The 19,589-nt window shown below is 72.8% G+C and carries 18 protein-coding genes; 14 read left to right on the top strand and 4 right to left on the bottom strand.

What is annotated here, in order from left to right; translation table 11 throughout:
• The first annotated feature begins 68 nt into the window (after nt 1–68).
• Nucleotides 69–2,588, top strand: a complete 2,520-nt coding sequence (locus J116_RS30410) for a hypothetical protein (protein WP_023587134.1) — start codon at nt 69–71, stop codon at nt 2,586–2,588.
• Here the strand turns inward: J116_RS30410 and J116_RS11045 are convergent.
• Nucleotides 2,585–3,133, bottom strand: a complete 549-nt coding sequence (locus tag J116_RS11045) for a GNAT family N-acetyltransferase (protein ID WP_023587133.1) — start codon at nt 3,131–3,133, stop codon at nt 2,585–2,587. The genes J116_RS30410 and J116_RS11045 overlap by 4 nt on opposite strands.
• Nucleotides 3,134–3,229: 96 nt before the next feature.
• Between J116_RS11045 and J116_RS11040 the strand changes: the two genes are divergently transcribed.
• A complete protein-coding gene (locus J116_RS11040; RefSeq protein WP_023587132.1) occupies nt 3,230–4,516 on the top strand; it encodes a geranylgeranyl reductase family protein in 1,287 nt (428 codons plus the stop codon).
• Here J116_RS11040 and J116_RS11035 read toward each other — a convergent pair.
• A complete protein-coding gene (locus tag J116_RS11035) occupies nt 4,482–4,880 on the bottom strand; it encodes an ankyrin repeat domain-containing protein (protein ID WP_023587131.1) in 399 nt (132 codons plus the stop codon). The two genes, J116_RS11040 and J116_RS11035, sit on opposite strands and share 35 nt — an antisense overlap.
• Nucleotides 4,877–5,959: a helix-turn-helix domain-containing protein gene (locus tag J116_RS11030; RefSeq protein ID WP_023587130.1), complete on the bottom strand. Its 1,083-nt coding sequence runs from the start codon at nt 5,957–5,959 to the stop codon at nt 4,877–4,879. The genes J116_RS11035 and J116_RS11030 overlap by 4 nt, the downstream gene beginning before the upstream one ends.
• Nucleotides 5,960–6,039: 80 nt before the next feature.
• Here J116_RS11030 and J116_RS11025 point away from each other — a divergent pair, with 80 nt between their 5' ends.
• Nucleotides 6,040–6,978 carry an NAD(P)-dependent oxidoreductase gene (locus J116_RS11025; protein WP_268810604.1) on the top strand — a complete coding sequence of 313 codons (939 nt, stop codon included), beginning with the start codon at nt 6,040–6,042 and terminating at the stop codon, nt 6,976–6,978.
• A 132-nt stretch (nt 6,979–7,110) separates the two neighbouring features.
• Here J116_RS11025 and J116_RS11020 read toward each other — a convergent pair whose 3' ends face one another.
• A complete protein-coding gene (locus J116_RS11020; RefSeq protein ID WP_023587128.1) occupies nt 7,111–7,950 on the bottom strand; it encodes a C40 family peptidase in 840 nt (279 codons plus the stop codon).
• 719 nt (nt 7,951–8,669) lie between these two features.
• Here J116_RS11020 and J116_RS11015 point away from each other — a divergent pair.
• From J116_RS11015 to nuoK, 11 genes are read left to right on the top strand one after another with little or no spacing between them, the layout of a single operon-like run.
• Complete coding sequence (locus J116_RS11015; RefSeq protein ID WP_010470881.1) at nt 8,670–9,029, top strand: NADH-quinone oxidoreductase subunit A; 360 nt, start codon at nt 8,670–8,672, stop codon at nt 9,027–9,029.
• A 19-nt stretch (nt 9,030–9,048) separates the two neighbouring features.
• Entirely contained in the window at nt 9,049–9,603 is a 555-nt protein-coding gene (locus J116_RS11010) for a NuoB/complex I 20 kDa subunit family protein (protein ID WP_023587127.1), read from the top strand.
• Complete coding sequence (locus J116_RS11005) at nt 9,600–10,337, top strand: NADH-quinone oxidoreductase subunit C (RefSeq protein ID WP_023587126.1); 738 nt, start codon at nt 9,600–9,602, stop codon at nt 10,335–10,337. The genes J116_RS11010 and J116_RS11005 overlap by 4 nt, the downstream gene beginning before the upstream one ends.
• Complete coding sequence (locus tag J116_RS11000; protein WP_023587125.1) at nt 10,334–11,731, top strand: NADH-quinone oxidoreductase subunit D; 1,398 nt, start codon at nt 10,334–10,336, stop codon at nt 11,729–11,731. The genes J116_RS11005 and J116_RS11000 overlap by 4 nt, the downstream gene beginning before the upstream one ends.
• A gap of 17 nt (nt 11,732–11,748) precedes the next feature.
• Nucleotides 11,749–12,588: an NADH-quinone oxidoreductase subunit NuoE gene (gene nuoE / locus J116_RS10995; protein WP_051203704.1), complete on the top strand. Its 840-nt coding sequence runs from the start codon at nt 11,749–11,751 to the stop codon at nt 12,586–12,588.
• On the top strand, nt 12,588–13,937 hold the full coding sequence (gene nuoF / locus J116_RS10990; protein WP_023587123.1) for an NADH-quinone oxidoreductase subunit NuoF: 1,350 nt from the start codon (nt 12,588–12,590) through the stop codon (nt 13,935–13,937). The genes nuoE and nuoF overlap by 1 nt, the downstream gene beginning before the upstream one ends.
• Nucleotides 13,934–16,450: an NADH-quinone oxidoreductase subunit G gene (locus J116_RS10985; protein ID WP_023587122.1), complete on the top strand. Its 2,517-nt coding sequence runs from the start codon at nt 13,934–13,936 to the stop codon at nt 16,448–16,450. Before nuoF ends, J116_RS10985 begins: the two co-directional genes overlap by 4 nt.
• A complete protein-coding gene (gene nuoH / locus J116_RS10980; protein WP_023587121.1) occupies nt 16,447–17,817 on the top strand; it encodes an NADH-quinone oxidoreductase subunit NuoH in 1,371 nt (456 codons plus the stop codon). Before J116_RS10985 ends, nuoH begins: the two co-directional genes overlap by 4 nt.
• Nucleotides 17,807–18,460 carry an NADH-quinone oxidoreductase subunit NuoI gene (nuoI, locus tag J116_RS10975; protein WP_023587120.1) on the top strand — a complete coding sequence of 218 codons (654 nt, stop codon included), beginning with the start codon at nt 17,807–17,809 and terminating at the stop codon, nt 18,458–18,460. Before nuoH ends, nuoI begins: the two co-directional genes overlap by 11 nt.
• Nucleotides 18,457–19,284, top strand: coding sequence for an NADH-quinone oxidoreductase subunit J (locus tag J116_RS10970; RefSeq protein WP_023587119.1), 828 nt, complete (start codon nt 18,457–18,459; stop codon nt 19,282–19,284). The genes nuoI and J116_RS10970 overlap by 4 nt, the downstream gene beginning before the upstream one ends.
• Nucleotides 19,281–19,580, top strand: coding sequence for an NADH-quinone oxidoreductase subunit NuoK (gene nuoK / locus J116_RS10965; RefSeq protein ID WP_023587118.1), 300 nt, complete (start codon nt 19,281–19,283; stop codon nt 19,578–19,580). The genes J116_RS10970 and nuoK overlap by 4 nt, the downstream gene beginning before the upstream one ends.
• The last annotated feature ends 9 nt before the right edge of the window (nt 19,581–19,589 follow it).

Below are 19,589 nucleotides of genomic sequence, written 5' to 3'. Positions count from 1 at the left end.
CGGAGCAGCCCATGGCGTCGCCCTGTCCTCACTGCGGGACCTCCTCCCCGGAGGAGGCCCGCTTCTGTATGAACTGCGGCCGGGAGCGGGCCGCCTCGGCCCCCGGTCCGGGCGGTGAGGGCGCCGCCCCGCCGCCCGCCGCGCCTCCCGCCCCCGGAGTGCCGCCCGCCGCCCCGCCGCCCGCCGCTCCCCCCGGGCCTCCGCCCGCCGGTTCCCCCGCCCCGCCCGCGTACGTGCCCGGCCAGGCACCCCCGTATGGCCCGGGCCAGGCACCCCCGTACCCGGCCGGTGGCGCGGTCGCCCCGCCGCCCATGTACCCGCCCGGCCCCGTGGCGCCCTCGCCCGCCGCCGAGTTCCTGCGCCGGGCGTTCCGGGGTGCCTGGGCGCCCGCCCTGCGCGCCGCCGCCTGGCCGACCGGGCTGCTCCTCGCCCTCGCGGTGGCCCTCGCGATCCCCTCGTACGGCCAGGACCCCGGTGACGACGTCGTCGTCGGCTGGAGCGGCCGGCTGCGGATCGCGCTGGCGCTGCTGCTCCAGGCGTTCGGCGGCGGGTTCGAACTGCGGGCGGTGACCCCGGGGTTCCCGTACGACGACGGTGACGGCTCCGGCTTCCACTCCGGCGGCTACGGGTACGGCTCCGACGCCGCGCTCGCCCAGGGCGGCGCCGAACTGTCGCTGGTCCCGCTGACGGTGACGTTCCTGTGGACCGGTGCCCTGTATCTCGCCGCCCGGGGACTTCGCGCGCGGGGCGCCGGGGTGGACGCGGCCGTGCGGGTCGCCCTGCCCGCCGCGGGCGCGGTGCTGCTGCTCGGGCTGTTCGCCCAGCCGGAGATCGCCGGGGTCGCCGTGTCGGCCTCGCCGGTGACGGCCGCGCTGGTCGCCCTCGTCCTGGCCCTCGCGGTCACCGCCGGGGTCCTCCAGCGCGACGACCTGGCCCGGTGGCTGGCCGCACGGCCCGGCGCGTTCACGGCGGTACGCGCCCTGGGGGCGGCGACCCGCGCGCTGGGCACCGCCCTGGCGCTGTGCGCGGTGGTCGGCTTCCTCCTGTACGCCGGTCTCGACGGCGTGGACGGCACCGGGCTGCTGCTGGCCCTGACGATCCTGCCGAACCTCGGTGCCGCCGTCCTGGGCATCTCCTGGGGCGCGCCGCTGGAGTACGACCTGCGGGGCCGGTTCGGGCTGCTCGGCTCGGGCGCGGAGCACGGCACGGTCGGCCTCGGCGAGGTCGGCGACGAGTGGGGCGGCGGTGCGGTGGCCGGGCTGCTGGCCCTGGGTGCCGTCTGTGCGCTGACGGCCGGGCTGTGGGCCGCGCGCCGGGTGGCCGGGCGTGGCGGGCAGGCGCTGGCGGGCGGACTGTTCCTCGCGCTGTACCTGCTGGTCACCGGGGCGAGCGGGGTCGGCATGCGCCTGGCGGGCGAGGCGGGCGCGTTCGGCGGTGCCGGGCACTTCGAGATCGCCCCGAGCGTCCCGGACGCGCTGCTGTTCGGCCTGCTGTGGGTGGCGGGCGGGGTCCTCGTGGCGCCGTACCTGCTGCGGAGGAAGGGCGGTACGGGCGGGCCGGGTGGTCCCGGCGGGCCGGGCTGGGGCGGGACGACGCCCCCGCAGGTCCCGCCGCAGCAGGGCCACCCGACGACGCCCCCGTTCCCCGCGCCGACCGGCCCCGCCGCCCCCGGCCCCACGCACACCCCCGGCTCCCCGCCGACCGGCTCCGCGCCAACGGGCCCCGCTCCCGGCAGCCCCCAGCGGCCCGACGCCCCGCCACCGGGCGGCTCACCGGCGGGACCCGCCCCCGGCGCGGCGGCCACGGCCGAACCCACCCCGGCTCCCGCCCCCGCCCGAGCGCCCCGGCGCGGGCGCGGGGTGCTGCTCTGGGGCGGGGCGCTCGTCGTGGCGTTCACCGTGGGCGGCGGGGTGACCACGGGCATCCTGATGCTCAAGGAAGAGTCGCGGCCCGGCCTGGCCATCCACCCGCGCCCCGACGCCGAACCGGTCGCCGACCCCGTCACCGGCGGCCCCACGGCCCGTACGGCCCCGGCCCCCGAATCGGCCCCGGCCCCCGAACCGACCTCCGCCCCGGAGACGACCCCGGCCCCGGACGCGACGCCCGCGCCCGCACAGGGGCCCACCGCCCCGCCCACCGTGCCCGACGGGTACGAACTGGCCGTGGACACCGCCGGGTTCGCCTTCGCCGTGCCCGCCGGGTGGGAGCGGATCTCGGAGAAGCGGGGCCAGATCACGTACGCCGGGCCGACCGGCACGAGCCACTTCCTCGTCGGTGTCGTCCGCGACGCCCCGTACACGTCCCTGGAGAACCTCACCAACCTGGAGGGCAACTCCCGCGCGAAGCGGGCCGACTACCGGCGGGTGCGGCTGGAGGCGAACACGTTCCAGGGACGGCCCGGCGCGATCTGGGAGTACACGTACACGGACGAGGCGGGCGAGACGATCCACGCCGTCGACCAGTCGTACATCGCCGACGACGGCACCGAGTACGCCGTCTACTTCACGGCCCGCGAGCGCGACTGGTCCGAGGCCCGCGAGGCGTTCGACACCGCGCTCGCCACGTGGACCCTCAACGACGCCGACTAGACGGTCCGGAGGTCCAGCGCGAAGCGGTGGGCCAGGTCGTGTTCGCGGCCCGGGAGGGGGGCCGTGTCCTGGAGGGTCATGCCGAGGCGGCGGGTCACGGCGACGGAGCGCTCGTTGCGCGCGTTCACCATGGCGACGACGCGCTCCACCCCCGCCGCCCGCACCCGCTCCAGCGTCTCGCGGGCGGCGGCGGTCGCGTAGCCCCTGCCCCACGCCGGGCGGGCCAGGCGCCAGCCGATCTCCACCTCCCCGACCGGGCCCCACGGGTGCGGCCACGGCTGGGCGCCCGTGAAGCCGACGACCTCGCCCGCCTCGTCCAGCAGCGTCCACAGGCAGAAGCCGAGCTCGGCGTCATGGCGCCGCTGCCGGGCCGTGAACTCCTGGTACACGGAGAGCTCGGCGGGCCGGCCGCCGTGGAACTCCATCACCTCGGGGTCGTCGAACACGCGGTGCCACGCGTACGCGTCCTCCTCCGTCGGCACGCGCAGGCGGAAGGCCGGCCCGCCGGCGGGCCGTGCGGCGTCGGCGTGGAGCAGGTCGGTCATCGAGGGTGCCCTTCGGTTGGGGGAACGGCGGGTGACCATAGACTGCCCATGTCCCGTGCTTTCGGCACGCCATTTCGAGCCCCGGGAGAAGTCGCCGTGACCGAGACCCCCTCCGAACACACCGCAGATGTGATCGTCGTCGGGGCGGGCCCGGCGGGCTCCACCACCGCGTACTACCTCGCCAAGGCGGGGCTCGACGTGCTGCTGCTGGAGAAGACCGCGTTCCCGCGCGAGAAGGTGTGCGGTGACGGGCTCACCCCGCGCGCCACCAAGCAGCTCGTCGCCATGGGCATCGACATCTCCGAGGAGGCGGGCTGGCTGCGCAACAAGGGCCTGCGCATCATCGGGGGCGGCGTGCGCCTCCAGCTCGACTGGCCCGAGCTGGCCTCGTACCCGGACTACGGACTGGTCCGCAAGCGCGACGACTTCGACGAGCAGCTCGCCCGGCAGGCTCAGAAGGCCGGGGCGCGGCTGTACGAGCGGTGCAACGTCGGCGAGCCCGTCACCGACCCGCGCACGGGCCGGATCACGGGCGTCCACGCCAAGCTGGGCGAGGAGAAGCGGCCGGTCACGTTCCACGCCCCGCTCGTCGTCGCCGCCGACGGCAACTCCAGCCGCCTGTCCCTTGCGATGGGGCTGCACCGGCGCGACGACCGGCCGATGGGCGTCGCCGTGCGCACGTACTTCACGACGCCCCGCCACGACGACGACTACCTGGAGTCCTGGCTGGAGCTGTGGGACCGGCGCGGCCCGGGCCCGGACCGGCTGCTGCCCGGCTACGGCTGGATCTTCGGCATGGGCGACGGCACGTCCAACGTGGGCCTCGGCATCCTCAACTCCTCCTCCGCCTTCCGCGAGCTGGACTGGCGGGAGGTCCTCAAGGCGTGGTGCGCGTCCATGCCGGAGGACTGGGGCTTCACGCCCGACAACATGACGATGCCGATCCGCGGCGCGGCCCTGCCGATGGCGTTCAACCGGCAGCCGCACTACACGCGCGGCCTGCTGCTCGTCGGCGACGCGGGCGGCCTGGTCAACCCGTTCAACGGCGAGGGCATCGCGTACGCCATGGAGTCCGGGCAGCTCGCCGCCGACGTGATCGTCCAGGCGCACGCCCGTACGACGGACGCCCAGCGCGAGCGCGCCCTGCACGCCTACCCGCAGGTCCTCAAGGACACGTACGGCGGCTACTACACACTGGGCCGCGCCTTCGTGAAGCTCATCGGCAACCCGAAGGTCATGCGGATCGCCACCCAGCGCGGCCTGACGCACCCGATGCTGATGCGCTTCACGCTGAAGATGCTCGCCAACCTGACGGACCCGACGGGCGGCGACGCGATGGACCGCATCATCAACGGCCTGTCGAAGGTCGCCCCGAAGGCCTGAAGGCCCGCCGGGCGCCCCGGCCCTCCGTCGCGCGCCGCTCGATGTGCGCGCGCAGCAGCCCGATCGCCGGGCCGTGGCCGTAGTGGCAGGCCACGGCCATCGGCGTGCGGCCGTCCGGGTCCGGCAGCTCCGGATCGGCGCCGAAGGCCAGCAGCACGGCGGTGGTGTGCACGGTCAGCGGCGTACGACTCTGCAGGGTCCCGTCGCCCTCGGCGTCGATCGCGTGCGTGAGCAGCGTCAGACCGCCGCACACCTCGTCGGGATCGACGCCCTCCGCCAGCAACCGGGCCAGGGTCCCGGTGTCCTCCTGTTCGACGGCAGCGTGGGCCGGCGTCCAGTAGCCGACCGTCCAGTCCTCGCTCATCGCGTCATCCAGCCGGTGCTTGTTTCCTGCTCCCCGGCGGCCCCGGCCCGCCGGGCGGTGCCCGCACGGGGCGCCGTCGCTGTCGTCGGGAACGAGCGGCGGTACGCGGTGGGGGAGACGCCGACCGCGCGGGTGAAGTGGCGGCGCAGGTTCGCGGCCGTGCCGAGGCCGCTGCGTTCGCCGATCTGCTCCACCGGCAGGTCCGTGCACTCCAGCAGGCTCTGCGCGCGGGCGACGCGCTGCTGGAGCAGCCACCGCATCGGCGTCGTGCCGGTGGCCTCCAGGAGGCGGCGGTGGAAGGTGCGCGGGCTCATCCGCGCGCGGCGGGCCAGGTCGTTCACGGTGAGCGGCTCCGCCAGGTGCTCGACCGCCCACTGGAGGACCGGCCCCAGGCCCTCGTCGCCGGGGGGCGGGAGCGGCGCCTCGATGAACTGCGCCTGACCGCCCGCGCGGTGCGCGTGGACGACGAGGCGGCGCGCCAGCTGGTTGGCGACGTGCGCCCCCAGATCGCGGCGCACCAGGTGCAGGCACAGGTCCAGGGCGGCCGTGGCGCCCGCGCTGGTCAGCACGGAGCCGTCGTCCGTGTAGAGCACCGAGTCGTCCACGGTCACCGAAGGGTGCCGGGCGGCCAGTTCGGCGGTGTGCTGCCAGTGGGCCGTGGCGCGGCGCCCGTCCAGCAGCCCGGCCGCCGCCAGGGCGAACGCCCCCGTGCACAGCGACACCACGCGGGCCCCCGAGGCGGCAGCCTCCCGCAGCGCCTCGACCAGCGCGGCGGGCACCTCCCGGCCCTCCTCGACGCACGCCTCCGGCACGGACGGCACGATGACCGTGTCCGCGCCGACGAGCGCGTCCAGGCCGTGGCGGGTACGGAGGGAGAAGCCCGGCCCGTACGGCTCCCCGGGCTCCTGCCCGGACCCGCCCCGGGGCCCGTCCGTGCAGAGGCGGAGCCGGTACCAGGGGTCGGCGAGGTCACGGTGCGGGATGCCGAACACGGTGAGCGCGATGGACAGCTCGTACATCTCCCACGGCGAGATCCCGGCGTCCTGGAGGACGGCCACGGCGACGGTTCCGGCGCTCATGCCCCGGAGCGTACGGCAGGAATCGTGCGCTCGCGGGCAGTCCCGCCCCTGTCCGCGCCCGGCGCCCGCTGCGAGGGTGGATCACGCACAGGCAATCCGCACGCAGAGGGAGAAACAAGGCGATGAGCCGTGAAAGCGTCACCGTGCTCGGACTGGGGCAGATGGGATCGGCCCTGGCCGACGCGTTCCTGGCGGCCGGTCACCCGACGACCGTCTGGAACCGCACCCCCGCCAAGGCGGACGCCCTGGCCGCGCGGGGCGCGCGCCGGGCCGCGACGGTCGCGGAGGCGGTGGAGGCGAGCGACCTGGTCGTGGTGTGCGTCCTGGACTACCCGGCGGTGCGCGGGCTGCTCGACCCGGTGGCCGGGCGCCTGGCGGGCCGGACGCTGGTCAATGTGACGTCGGGGTCGCCGGAACAGGCGCGGGAGACCGCCGCGTGGGCGGCCGGGCACGGGGCGCGGTACCTGGACGGCGGGATCATGACGACGCCGCCGGGGGTCGGCAGCCGGGACAGCATGTTCCTGTACAGCGGTTCGCCCGAGGCTTTCGCGGCGTACCGGGAGACGCTCGCGGTGCTGGGCGACCCGATCGCCCTCGGCGAGGACGCGGGGCTCGCCTCGCTGTACGACACGGGGCTGCTGGGGCTCATGTGGTCGGTGTTCGGCGGCTGGCTGCACGCCACGGCGCTGGCGGGCGCGGACGGGGTCGCGGCGCGGGCGTTCACGCCGGTTGCGGTGCGCTGGCTGTCCACGGTCGGGCTGTTCATGGAGCGGTACGCGGGCCAGATCGACGACGGCGCCTATCCGGGCGACGACGCCACCATCGACGTACAGCTGGCGGCGATCGAGCACCTGCTGCACGCGGGCCGCGCGCGGGGCGTCGACGGGCGGCTGCCCGAGCTGCACCGGGAGCTGATGGCGAAGGCCGTCGCGGAGGGGTACGGCGGCGACAGCTACGGGCGGCTCATCGAGGCGTTCCGCCGGGCCCCCGGCCGGGAGGAGCCGGACACCGGGGTGTAGTACGCCCGGTGCGGCGCCGGGCGTGGCAGGGCGACCCCGGTGTACCGGAGCGGTAGTGCCCGAGCACGGCGAAGGCCGCCGCTCCCGCCCCGAGCGGGGGAGCGGCGGCCTTTCGGACGTGGTGCCGCCGCGTCAGAGGACGCGGACGGCGCCGGACGGCCGGTCCCAGTCGATGGACTGCTCGACGACGCCCTTGCTGGGGTTCTGCGCGCCCACGAAGTTGCCGCCGCCGACGTAGATGGCGACGTGGTACGAGCCGCTGCGGCTGCCCCAGTAGAGGATGTCGCCCGGCTGGAGGTTGTCCAGCGAGACGGAGGTGCCCATGCTCGACTGCGCGCCGGAGACGCGCGGCAGGTCGATGCCGGCCTGGCGGTAGGCGGCCTGGACGAGGCCGGAGCAGTCCCAGGCGTTGGGGCCCGTGGCGCCCATGACGTACGCGTCGCCGACCTGGGCGCGCGCGAACGCCACGATGGCGGCGGCCGAACCGGTCGCGGGGGCGCTGTAGGAGGAGCCGCTGTCGCTGCCGCCGCCGCCGTTGTCGGAGGAAGACGCGGAGAGCGTGGTGCGCTCGGAGGTGCGGGAGGCGCGCTCCGCCTCGGCGCGGGCCTTCTCCTCGGCCTCCTTGGCCTTGCGCTCGGCCTCCGCCTTGCGCTCCGCCTCGGCCTTGGCCTTCTTGGCGTCCTTCGCCGCCGCGGCGGCCGCCGCTTCCTCCTGGGCCCGCAGGTCCTGGGCGAGCGCGTTCTGCTCGGTCGCCTCGGCGGAGGCGGCGACGGCGTTGGACAGCGCGCCGGACAGGTCCACGTTGGTGAGCGTGGGCATCTCGATGGTCTCGGTCACCGGCTCGGCCTGAGCGGGCGACGCGGCCACCGCGATGGTGCTGAGGACGCCACCGGCAACTCCGGCGCGCAGCGCGAGCTTCGAGGAGCTGCGGCGGGGCTTCCGGTGGCTGGGTATGGGAGCGGTGTGGGACATGAGAACAACCGGTATCAGGGCTCGATGGTTCCCTTCAAGAAACGTGTGCTGCGCCACAGTTGCGCCCGGAGTCGTTGAATCCGGTTCATGGAGGCCTTTATTGACGCCGTAACGGACATTTCAGACCCAGGCGATCACGCCCGTGATCATGGGTTTTCCGCGAAACGTCCGAATTGCCGCTCGCCTACCATTGGTTGGCGCAGTTGGCCAACCCCGCTTTTCCGGGCGCCGGGTCGAAGTGGCGCAGGTCACATTCGAGTCTCCGTCACTTGCGGTCCGCGCTCGTGAACGGACGCACGCGTCCACCTCCGTCCCGCCGGGCCCCCGCACGGGTGGGGTGAGCCCCTTTATCACCCGTACGCCTCCAACTCGAATTTGCGTGTACAGGCCAGGGTTTGATAGTGCGAGGCCGCTCCGACCAGCGATGATCGGCCAGAATGTCACGGATTGTCGCCTCTCGGTCACGTCTGGTGCGAAGATCGGCGTTCATCCGAGTTCATGATCGTTCGACAGGTGGCAGAGATCACAAAGTCGTTGGCAACCCCCGTGTCGCAGATCACAGATCGACGGGCATAGGATGCGTTGCGTCGGGCTTGTGAACTGCCTCACATGTAAGCGATCTTCCGGGGGTCACGGATCACCCGGTGATTCCTTCGAGGCGGTACGACGGAAGCCCGCTGCGGTCCAACGGTCAAGGACGACTGGAAGGAGCGAGGAGCGTGAATGCGTACACGCCCATCCTCGTGCTCGGCGCCCTCGGGGCAGCGTTTGCGATCTTCTCCGTGGTCATGGCCACGCTCATCGGCCCGAGGAAGTACAACCGGGCGAAGCTCGAGGCGTACGAGTGCGGCATCGAGCCGACCCCGACGCCGGCCGGAGGTGGCCGCTTCCCGATCAAGTACTACCTGACGGCGATGCTCTTCATCGTCTTCGACATCGAGATCGTCTTCCTCTACCCCTGGGCCGTCACCTTCGACGCCCTGGGGCTGTTCGGGCTCGTGGAGATGCTCCTCTTCGTGCTCACGGTCTTCGTCGCCTACGCGTACGTATGGCGGCGCGGCGGCCTGGAATGGGACTGAGGGGCTGAAGGGCACACTCATGGGACTCGAAGAGAAGCTGCCGAGCGGATTTCTGCTGACGACGGTCGAACAGGCCGCGGGATGGGTGCGCAAGTCGTCCGTCTTCCCCGCGACCTTCGGCCTCGCCTGCTGCGCCATCGAGATGATGACCACCGGCGCCGGGCGGTACGACCTGGCGCGGTTCGGGATGGAGGTCTTCCGCGGCTCGCCGCGCCAGGCCGACCTGATGATCGTGGCCGGCCGGGTCAGCCAGAAGATGGCCCCGGTCCTGCGCCAGGTCTACGACCAGATGCCCGACCCGAAGTGGGTGATCTCCATGGGCGTCTGCGCCTCCTCCGGAGGCATGTTCAACAACTACGCGATCGTGCAGGGCGTCGATCACGTCGTGCCGGTGGACATCTACCTGCCCGGCTGCCCGCCCCGCCCCGAGATGCTGCTGGACGCGATCCTCAAGCTCCACCAGAAGATCCAGACGTCCAAGCTCGGCGTCAACGCGCGCGAAGCGGCCCGCGAGGCGGAGGAGGCGGCGCTCAAGGCCCTCCCGACGATCGAGATGAAGGGGCTGCTCCGGTGACCGACCAGTCCAGTCAGCCGAACCCCGAGAAGGACCTCAGCGCGCAGAACCTCCCCGGCCAGCGCGGTGACCTCGGGGAGGAGATCCGCGTCCAGCGCGGCATGTTCGGCGCCACCAGTGGCGGCGACACCTCCGGCTACGGCGGCCTCGTCCGCTCCATCCGCCTCCCCGGACCGGCCACCCGGCCCTACGGCGGGTACTTCGACGAGGTCGCCGACGAGCTGGAGGGCGCCCTGGAGGAACAGGGCCTCGTCCCCGAGAACGCCATCGAGAAGACGGTGGTGGACCGGGGCGAGCTCACCTTCCACATCGCGCGCGAGCACCTCGTGCGCGTCGCCCGCACCCTGCGCGACGACCCCGCCCTGCGCTTCGAGCTGTGCACGGGCGTCAGCGGCGTCCACTACCCCGGCGACAAGGGCCGCGAGCTGCACGCGGTCTACCACCTGCGCTCGCTCACCCACGGGCGGCGCCTGCGCCTGGAGGTCAGCGCCCCCGACAGCGACCCGCACGTCCCGTCTCTCGTCGCCGTCTACCCGACCAATGACTGGCACGAGCGCGAGACGTACGACTTCTTCGGGCTGGTCTTCGACGGGCACCCCGCCCTCACCCGGATCATGATGCCGGACGACTGGCAGGGCTTCCCGCAGCGCAAGGACTACCCCCTCGGCGGCATCCCCGTCGAGTACAAGGGCGCCCAGATCCCGGCTCCGGACCAGCGGAGGTCGTACTCGTGACCACCCCCAACGCCCACCCGTCTCCCGGCCCCCACTCCTCAGCGGGTCCCTCCGGGACGCACCTCTCCGATGCGTACGCCCCCCGGGCCGAGCCCCGCGAGACGACCGAGGGCACCGTCTACACCGTCACCGGCGGCGACTGGGACGAGGTCGTCCAGTCCGCGGCGAAGGCCGACGACGAGCGGATCGTCGTCAACATGGGCCCCCAGCACCCGTCCACCCACGGCGTGCTGCGGCTCATCCTGGAGATCGACGGCGAGACCGTCACCGAGGCCCGCTGCGGCATCGGCTACCTCCACACCGGCATCGAGAAGAACCTCGAGTACCGGACGTGGACCCAGGGCACCACGTTCGTGACGCGCATGGACTACCTGACGTCGTTCTTCAACGAGACGGCGTACTGCCTCGGCGTGGAGAAGCTCCTCGGCATCGAGGACCAGATCCCCGACCGGGCCACCGTCGTCCGCGTCCTGCTCATGGAGCTCAACCGGCTCTCCTCGCACCTCGTGTGCATCGCCACCGGCGGCATGGAGCTCGGCGCCACCACGATCATGATCTACGGGTTCCGGGACCGCGAGATGATCCTGGACCTCTACGAACTGATCACCGGCCTGCGGATGAACCACGCGTTCATCCGCCCCGGCGGCCTCGCCCAGGACCTGCCCCCCGGCGCCGTCGAGCAGATCCGCGAGTTCGTCCGGAAGATGCGCAAGAACCTGCCGGAGTACGACAAGCTCGCCACCGGCAACCCCATCTTCAAGGCCCGCATGCAGGACATCGGCTACCTGGACCTCGCCGGCTGCATGGCCCTCGGCGCCACCGGGCCCATCCTGCGCTCCGCCGGCCTCCCGCACGACCTGCGCCGCGCGGAGCCGTACTGCGGCTACGAGACGTACGACTTCGACGTCCCGACCGCCGACACGTGCGACGCCTACGGCCGGTTCCTGATCCGCCTGGAGGAGATGCGCCAGTCGCTGCGGATCATCGAGCAGTGCCTCGACCGGCTCGCGCCCGGGCCCGTCATGGTCGCCGACAAGAAGATCGCCTGGCCCGCCCAGCTGGCCCTCGGCCCCGACGGCCTCGGCAACTCCCTCGACCACATCAAGAAGATCATGGGCACCTCCATGGAGGCCCTGATCCACCACTTCAAGCTGGTCACCGAGGGCTTCCGGGTCCCCGCGGGACAGGCGTACGCCGCCGTCGAGTCCCCCAAGGGCGAGCTGGCCGCGCACGTCGTCTCCGACGGCGGCACCCGCCCGTACCGGGTCCACTTCCGCGACCCGTCCTTCACCAACCTCCAGGCCATGGCGGCGATGTGCGAAGGCGGCCAGGTCGCCGACGTCATCGTCGCCGTCGCGTCGATCGACCCCGTGATGGGAGGCGTAGACCGGTGACCGACGTCCAGCTGGGGATGCCCGGACTCCCCGCGCCCGACTACCCCGCCGACGTACGCGCCCGGCTCGAGGCGGACGCCCGGGAGGTGATCGCCCGCTACCCGGACTCCCGCTCCGCGCTGCTGCCGCTGCTGCACCTCGTCCAGGCCGAGGAGGGACACGTCACCCGCACCGGGATGCGCTTCTGCGCCGACGTGCTCGGCCTGACCACCGCCGAGGTCACCGCCGTCGCCACCTTCTACACGATGTACCGGCGCAAGCCGAGCGGCGACTACCAGGTCGGCGTCTGCACCAACACGCTCTGCGCCGTCATGGGCGGCGACGCCATCTTCGAGGAGCTCAAGGAGTACCTCGGCGTCGGCAACCAGGAGACCACCGAGGACGGCAAGGTCACCCTCGAACACATCGAGTGCAACGCCGCCTGCGACTTCGCGCCCGTCGTGATGGTCAACTGGGAGTTCTTCGACAACCAGACGCCGGAGAGCGCCAAGCGGCTCGTGGACGACCTGCGCGCCGGGCTTCCCGTCACCCCGACCCGCGGCGCGCCCCTGTGCACCTTCAAGGAGACCGCCCGCATCCTCGCCGGGTTCCCCGACGAGCGCCCCGGCGCGGTGGAGGCGGGCGGCGGCGCCGGACCGGCCTCCCTCATCGGCCTGAAGCTCGCCAAGGGCGAGGCCCTCCCGCCGCGCGTCGTCCACCCGCGCGGCGAGACGGCCGAGTCCGGCCGGCGCGGCACGGCGCCCCACGACGGGCCCACGCCGGGCGCCCGGCACCTCAGCTCGCACGACGCACCGCAACAGACCTCCGCGTCCGACCCGAAGCACCCGGCGGGCCCGGTCAGCGAGGAGGGGGAGTGATGACCTTGGCACCCGAAATCGGGGAGACCAGCCCCGAGAAGCTGCTCTCACCGGTCCTGTCCGCCTTCTGGGACGAGCCCCGTCCCTGGAGCCTGGACACCTACCGGCGCCACGACGGGTACGAGGGACTGCGCAAGGCCCTCGCCATGTCACCCGACGACGTCATCGCGTACGTCAAGGACTCAGGGCTCCGCGGCCGCGGCGGCGCGGGCTTCCCCACCGGGATGAAGTGGCAGTTCATCCCGCAGGGCGACGGCAAGCCCCACTACCTCGTCGTCAACGCCGACGAGTCCGAGCCAGGCACCTGCAAGGACATCCCCCTCCTCTTCGCCAACCCGCACTCCCTCATCGAGGGCATCGTGATCGCCTGCTACGCGATCAGGTCCTCGCACGCCTTCATCTACCTGCGCGGCGAGGTCGTCCCCGTGCTGCGCCGCCTTCACGAGGCGGTCCGCGAGGCGTACGCCGCCGGGTACCTCGGCCGGAACGTCCTCGGCAGCGGACTGGACGTCGAACTCACCGTGCACGCCGGAGCCGGGGCGTACATCTGCGGTGAGGAGACCGCCCTGCTCGACTCTCTGGAGGGCCGCCGCGGCCAGCCCCGGCTGCGACCCCCCTTCCCCGCGGTCGCCGGTCTGTACGCGTGCCCCACCGTCGTGAACAACGTCGAGTCCATCGCGTCGGTTCCCGCGATCCTCCACCGGGGCAAGGAGTGGTTCCGGTCCATGGGCAGCGAGAAGTCCCCCGGCTTCACGCTGTACTCGCTCAGCGGCCATGTCGCCGCGCCCGGCCAGTACGAGGCGCCGCTCGGCATCACCCTGCGCCAGCTGCTCGACATGAGCGGCGGCATGCGGCCCGGCCACCGCCTCAAGTTCTGGACCCCGGGCGGCTCGTCCACGCCGATGTTCACCGACGAGCACCTCGACGTGCCTCTCGACTACGAGGGCGTCGGCGCCGCCGGGTCCATGCTCGGCACCAAGGCGCTCCAGTGCTTCGACGAGACCACCTGCGTCGTGCGCGCCGTGACCCGCTGGACCGAGTTCTACGCCCACGAGTCCTGCGGCAAGTGCACCCCCTGCCGCGAGGGCACGTACTGGCTGGTGCAGCTGCTGCGCGACATCGAGGCGGGCAAGGGCAAGCCGTCCGACCTCGACAAGCTCGCCGACATCGCCGACAACATCAACGGCAAGTCGTTCTGCGCCCTCGGCGACGGCGCCGCCTCGCCGATCTTCTCCTCCCTGAAGTACTTCCGCGAGGAGTACGAGGAGCACATCACCGGCAGGGGCTGCCCCTTCGACCCGGCCAAGTCGACCGCCTGGGCGGACAACCACGTGGAGGTGACGGCATGACCGTCATGGCATCGAACCCCGCCGGCGGCGGGGCCGCCCCGGTGCCGCCGGAGGACCTGGTCACGCTGACCATCGACGGCATCGAGGTGTCCGTCCCCAAGGGGACGCTGGTCATCCGGGCCGCCGAGCAGCTCGGCATCGAGATCCCCCGGTTCTGCGACCACCCCCTCCTCGACCCGGCCGGCGCCTGCCGCCAGTGCATCGTCGAGGTCGAGGGCCAGCGCAAGCCCATGGCCTCCTGCACGATCACCTGTACGGACGGGATGGTGGTCAGGACTCAGCTCACCTCCCAGGTCGCCGAGAAGGCCCAGGTCGGCGTGATGGAGCTGCTGCTCATCAACCACCCCCTGGACTGCCCCGTCTGCGACAAGGGCGGCGAGTGCCCCCTGCAGAACCAGGCCGTCTCGCACGGGCAGGCCGACTCCCGCTTCGAGGGCCGCAAGCGCACCTACGAGAAGCCCGTCCCCATCTCCACGCAGGTCCTCCTCGACCGGGAGCGGTGCGTGCTGTGCGCCCGCTGCACCCGCTTCTCCACGCAGATCGCCGGCGACCCGATGATCGAGCTGGTCGAGCGGGGCGCCCTCCAGCAGGTCGGCACCGGCGAGGGCGACCCGTTCGAGTCGTACTTCTCCGGCAACACGATCCAGATCTGCCCGGTCGGCGCGCTCACCTCCGCCGCGTACCGGTTCCGCTCCCGCCCCTTCGACCTGGTCTCCAGCCCCTCCGTGTGCGAGCACTGCGCCGGGGGCTGCGCCACCCGCACCGACCACCGGCGCGGCAAGGTCATGCGGCGCCTCGCCGCCAACGACCCGGAGGTCAACGAGGAGTGGCTGTGCGACAAGGGACGCTTCGCGTTCCGGTACGCGCAGCAGCGGGACCGGCTCGCCACGCCGCTGGTGCGCGGCGAGGACGGGGCGCTGCACCCCGCGTCGTGGCCCGAGGCGCTGGAGGCGGCGGCGCGCGGCCTGGCCCGGGGCCGTACCGGCGTCCTGACCGGCGGGCGGCTCACCGTGGAGGACGCCTACGCGTACGCCAAGTTCGCGCGCGTGGCGCTCGGCACGAACGACATCGACTTCCGCGCGCGCGTGCACAGCGCCGAGGAGGCCGACTTGCTGGCCGCCCGCGTCGCCGGACGGGGCCGGGACCTGGACGGCACGGGCGTCACGTACACGGCGCTGGAGAAGGCGCCCGCCGTGCTGCTCGCCGGGTTCGAGGCGGAGGAGGAGGCGCCCGGCGTCTTCCTGCGGCTGCGCAAGGCCTGGCGCAAGCACGGGCAGCGCACGTACGCCATCGCCCCGTACGCCACGCGCGGCGTGGAGAAGGCGGGCGGCACGCTGCTGCCCGCCGCGCCCGGCACCGAGCCCGAGTGGCTGGACGCCCTCGCCGTGGGCGCCGGCCTCGAAGAGCCGGGCGCGGCGGCCGCGGAGGCCCTGCGCGCGGAGGGCGCCGTCATCGTCGTCGGCGAGCGCCTCGCCGCCGTGCCGGGCGCGCTGACCGCCGCCGTACGGGCCGCCACCGCGACCGGCGCCCGCCTCGTGTGGGTGCCGCGCCGGGCCGGTGAGCCGGGCGCCGTCTGGGCGGGCGCCCTGCCGTCGCTGCTGCCCGGCGGGCGCCCCGCCACCGACCCGCGCGCCCGCGACGAGGTCGCCGCCGCGTGGGGCGTACGGGAGCTGCCGCACCGCTACGGGCGCGACACCGGCCGGATCGTGGAGGCCGCCGCGACCGGCGAACTGGCGGCGCTGCTGGTCGGCGGCGTGGACGTGGCGGACCTGCCGGACCCGGCACGCGCGCGTGAGGCGCTGGACACGGCGTTCGTCGTGTCGCTGGAGCTGCGGCCCGGCGAGGTCACCGAGCGGGCCGACGTGGTCCTGCCGGTCGCCGCGGTCGCCGAGAAGGCCGGCACGTTCCTCAACTGGGAGGGGCGGGTCCGGATGTTCGAGGCGGCGCTGAAGCCGCAGCACATGACGAGCGCGCTGCCGCCGTCCGACGCGCGGGTGCTGCACATGCTCGCCGACGCGATGGACGTGCGCTTCGGGCTGCCCGACGTGCGGGCCGTACGGCGCGAGATGGACCGGCTCGGCGCGTGGGACGGCGAGCGGGCCGACGACCCGGCCGAGGCGCGGCTGCCGCTGCCCCGCGCGGGCGAGGGCGAGGCCGTCCTTGCCGGTCACCGGATGCTGCTCGACCTGGGCCGCCTCCAGGAGGGCGACGAGGCGCTCGCCGGGACCCGGCACGCCGCGCTGGCCCGGCTGTCGCCCGCCACGGCCGCGGAGACCGGCGTCAAGGACGGCGACCCGCTGCGGGTGACCGGACCGGCCGGGTCCGTGACGCTGCCGCTGCGGGTCACGCCGATGCCGGACCGGGTCGTGTGGCTGCCGCTGCGCTCCACCGGCGACGGGCTCCTGTCCGACCTGGGCACGGTCCCCGGCCGTCTGGTCCGCATCGCCCCGGCCGCCACCGCCCATCCGCTGAACTCGACGGACTCGACGGACTCGTCGGAGGTGCGCGCATGAACACGGCCCTCCTCGCGGCCGAGGACCTCTCCCTGTTCGGCCGCGACCCCTGGTGGCTCGTGCTGATCAAGGCGGTCTTCTGCTTCGCCTTCCTCATGGTCACCGTGCTGGTCTCCATCGTCATGGAGCGCAAGGTCGTCGCGTGGATGCAGCTGCGCATCGGCCCCAACCGGCACGGCCCCTGGGGCCTCCTCCAGTCCCTCGCGGACGGCGTCAAGCTGATGCTGAAGGAGGACGTCGTCGTCAAACGGGCGGACAAGGTCGTCTACGTCCTCGCCCCGATCGTCGCCGCCATCCCCGCGTTCATGGCCATCGCCGTGATCCCCTTCGGCCCGGCGGGCAACGAGATCTCGATCCTCGGCCAGCGGACCACGATGCAGCTGACCGACCTGCCGATCGCGATGCTGTACATCCTCGCGGTCGCCTCGGTCGGCATCTACGGCATCGTCCTCGCCGGCTGGTCGTCCGGCTCCACGTACCCGCTGCTGGGCGGCCTGCGCGCCTGCGCGCAGATGATCTCGTACGAGATCGCGATGGGCGCGGCCTTCGCGTCCGTCTTCCTCTACTCCGGGTCCATGTCGACCTCGGCGATCGTGGACGCGCAGGCGGACCGCTGGTTCGTGGTGCTGCTGCCCGTGTCGTTCCTGATCTACATGGTGACGATGGTCGGCGAGGTGAACCGGGCCCCGTTCGACATGCCGGAGTCCGAGGGCGACCTGGTGGGCGGCTTCAACACCGAGTACAGCTCCATCAAGTTCGCGATGTTCATGCTCGCCGAGTACGTCAACATGGTCACCGTCTCGGTCGTCTCGGTCACGCTGTTCCTCGGCGGCTGGCGCGCCCCGTACCCCGTCTCGGCGTTCTGGGAGGGCGCGAACCACGGCTGGTGGCCGATGCTCTGGTTCGTCGGCAAGGTCGTCGCTCTGCTGTTCCTCTTCGTCTGGCTGCGCGGCACGCTGCCCCGCGTCCGCTACGACCAGCTGATGAAGCTCGGCTGGAAGGTCCTCATCCCGGTCTCGGTCGTGTGGCTGATGCTCGTCGCCACCGTGCGCGCGCTGCGCAACGAGAACGTGGAGTTCCAGTCGATCGTCCTGTACGTCGCCGGCGCGGTCCTCGTGGTGCTGCTGCTGTCCTTCGTCGCCGACATGTTCCGCGACCGGAAGGCGAAGGAGGCCGGGGACGAGCCCCGCGAGGGCGCCGGGACCGGCGAGTTCGACCCGATGGCGGGCGGGTTCCCGGTGCCGCCGCTGCCCGGACAGACCCTGCCGCCGGTGCCCCGACGACGGCCGCGCGGTGAGCGCGAGCTGATCGTCAGCGGCCCGACGGATACCGCGAGTGACGGAAAGGAGACGGACGGTGTCTACTGAGTCATCCCGGGGGGACACCCCACGGACCCCCTTCCAGAACCCGGTGGCCGGCTTCGGCGTGACCTTCAAGGCCATGTTCAAGAAGCGGCTGACGGAGCAGTACCCGGAGCAGCGCAAGACGACGGCGCCCCGCTTCCACGGCAGGCACCAGCTCAACCGCCATCCGGACGGTCTGGAGAAGTGCGTCGGCTGCGAGCTGTGCGCCTGGGCCTGCCCCGCCGACGCCATCTACGTGGAGGGCGCGGACAACACCGACGAGGAGCGCTACTCGCCCGGCGAGCGGTACGGCCGCGTCTACCAGATCAACTACGCCCGCTGCATCCTGTGCGGGCTGTGCATCGAGGCGTGCCCTACGCGGGCCCTGACGATGACGAACGAGTTCGAGCTCGCCGACAGCTCCCGCGAGAACCTGATCTACACCAAGGAGCAGCTCCTCGCGGGCCTCACGGAGGGCATGGTCGACACGCCCCACGCCATCCACCCGGGGATGGACGAACAGGACTACTACCGGGGCCTGGTCCACGAGGCGGCGCCGGGCACGGTCCGGCAGGCCGCGGTCAGCAAGGGGGAGCAGGCCCCGCAGGAGGCCGCGTCGGACTTCGGCGAGACCGAGCCCGCGTCGGGGAAGGTGATCGGGGCATGACCGCGAGCACGCTGGCCGCCGCCTACACCACCTCGACCGGCGAGGCCGTGCAGTTCTGGCTGCTCGGCACGGTCGCGGTGATCGGCGCGCTGAGCACCGTACTGATGCGCAAGGCCGTGCACAGCGCGCTGTGCCTGGCCGGGACGATGGTCATCCTGGCCATCTTCTACCTCGCCAACGGTGCGTACTTCCTGGGCGTCGTGCAGATCATCGTCTACACGGGCGCGATCATGATGCTGTTCCTCTTCGTCGTGATGCTCGTCGGTGTCACCGCCGCCGACTCGCTGCAGGAGACCATCAAGGGGCAGCGCTGGCTGGCCCTGCTGTGCGGGCTCGGCTTCGGCGCCCTGCTGATCGCCGGCATCGGCCGTGCGTCGCTGGACACGTTCAACGGCCTGGGCACGGCGAACGCCGGGGGGAACGTCCAGGGCCTGGCGGCGCTGCTGTTCACCAAGTACGTCTTCGCCTTCGAGATCACGGGCGCGCTGCTCATCACGGCCGCGGTCGGCGCGATGGTGCTCACGCACCGGGAGCGCACCGAACGGGCCCGTACGCAGCGGGAGCTGGCGGAGCAGCGGGTACGGGAGGGCAAGCAGCTCCCGCCGCTGCCGGCGCCCGGCGTGTACGCCCGGCACAACGCGGTGGACATCCCCGGCCTGCTGCCGGACGGCACCCCGTCCGAGCTGACCGTGAACCGCACGCTGCGGGCGCGCGGCCAGATCCGTGACGTGTCGGAGCGGGCCCTGGAGGACCTGCGGGCGCTGGAGCAGCGCGCCGACGAGCGGCTGGGCCGCGGGCGGGACGGAGAGGAGGCGGCCAAGTGAATCCCGTCAACTACCTGTATCTCGCCGCCCTGTTGTTCACCATCGGCGCCGCCGGTGTGCTCATCAGGCGCAACGCGATCGTCCTGTTCATGTGCGTGGAGCTGATGCTCAACGCCTGCAACCTGGCACTGGTCGCGTTCTCCCGGATGCACGGCAACCTGGACGGCCAGATCGTCGCCTTCTTCACGATGGTCGTCGCCGCCGCGGAGGTCGTGGTCGGGCTGGCGATCATCGTGTCCCTGTTCCGTGCCCGCCATTCGGCCTCGGTTGACGACGCCAGCCTGATGAAGCTGTAAGGGGTCGGA

This window comes from Streptomyces thermolilacinus SPC6, assembly GCF_000478605.2.
Lineage (GTDB): Bacteria > Actinomycetota > Actinomycetes > Streptomycetales > Streptomycetaceae > Streptomyces > Streptomyces thermolilacinus.
The sequence above is the reverse complement of the archived record's forward strand: the minus strand, read 5'-3'. Positions and strand labels throughout refer to the sequence as shown.

Bases quoted from the DNA above. Each gene is read 5' to 3' on its own strand.
- J116_RS10970 (WP_023587119.1), top strand. From the start codon at position 18,457: ATGACCGCGAGCACGCTGGCCGCCGCCTACACCACCTCGACCGGCGAG.
- J116_RS11045 (WP_023587133.1), bottom strand. From the start codon at position 3,133: ATGACCGACCTGCTCCACGCCGACGCCGCACGGCCCGCCGGCGGGCCG.
- nuoH (WP_023587121.1), top strand. From the start codon at position 16,447: ATGAACACGGCCCTCCTCGCGGCCGAGGACCTCTCCCTGTTCGGCCGC.
- J116_RS30410 (WP_023587134.1), top strand. From the start codon at position 69: ATGAACTGCGGCCGGGAGCGGGCCGCCTCGGCCCCCGGTCCGGGCGGT.
- J116_RS11010 (WP_023587127.1), top strand. From the start codon at position 9,049: ATGGGACTCGAAGAGAAGCTGCCGAGCGGATTTCTGCTGACGACGGTC.
- J116_RS10985 (WP_023587122.1), top strand. From the start codon at position 13,934: ATGACCGTCATGGCATCGAACCCCGCCGGCGGCGGGGCCGCCCCGGTG.
- J116_RS11020 (WP_023587128.1), bottom strand. From the start codon at position 7,950: ATGTCCCACACCGCTCCCATACCCAGCCACCGGAAGCCCCGCCGCAGC.
- nuoE (WP_051203704.1), top strand. From the start codon at position 11,749: ATGCCCGGACTCCCCGCGCCCGACTACCCCGCCGACGTACGCGCCCGG.
- J116_RS11035 (WP_023587131.1), bottom strand. From the start codon at position 4,880: ATGAGCGAGGACTGGACGGTCGGCTACTGGACGCCGGCCCACGCTGCC.
- J116_RS11030 (WP_023587130.1), bottom strand. From the start codon at position 5,959: ATGAGCGCCGGAACCGTCGCCGTGGCCGTCCTCCAGGACGCCGGGATC.
- nuoF (WP_023587123.1), top strand. From the start codon at position 12,588: ATGACCTTGGCACCCGAAATCGGGGAGACCAGCCCCGAGAAGCTGCTC.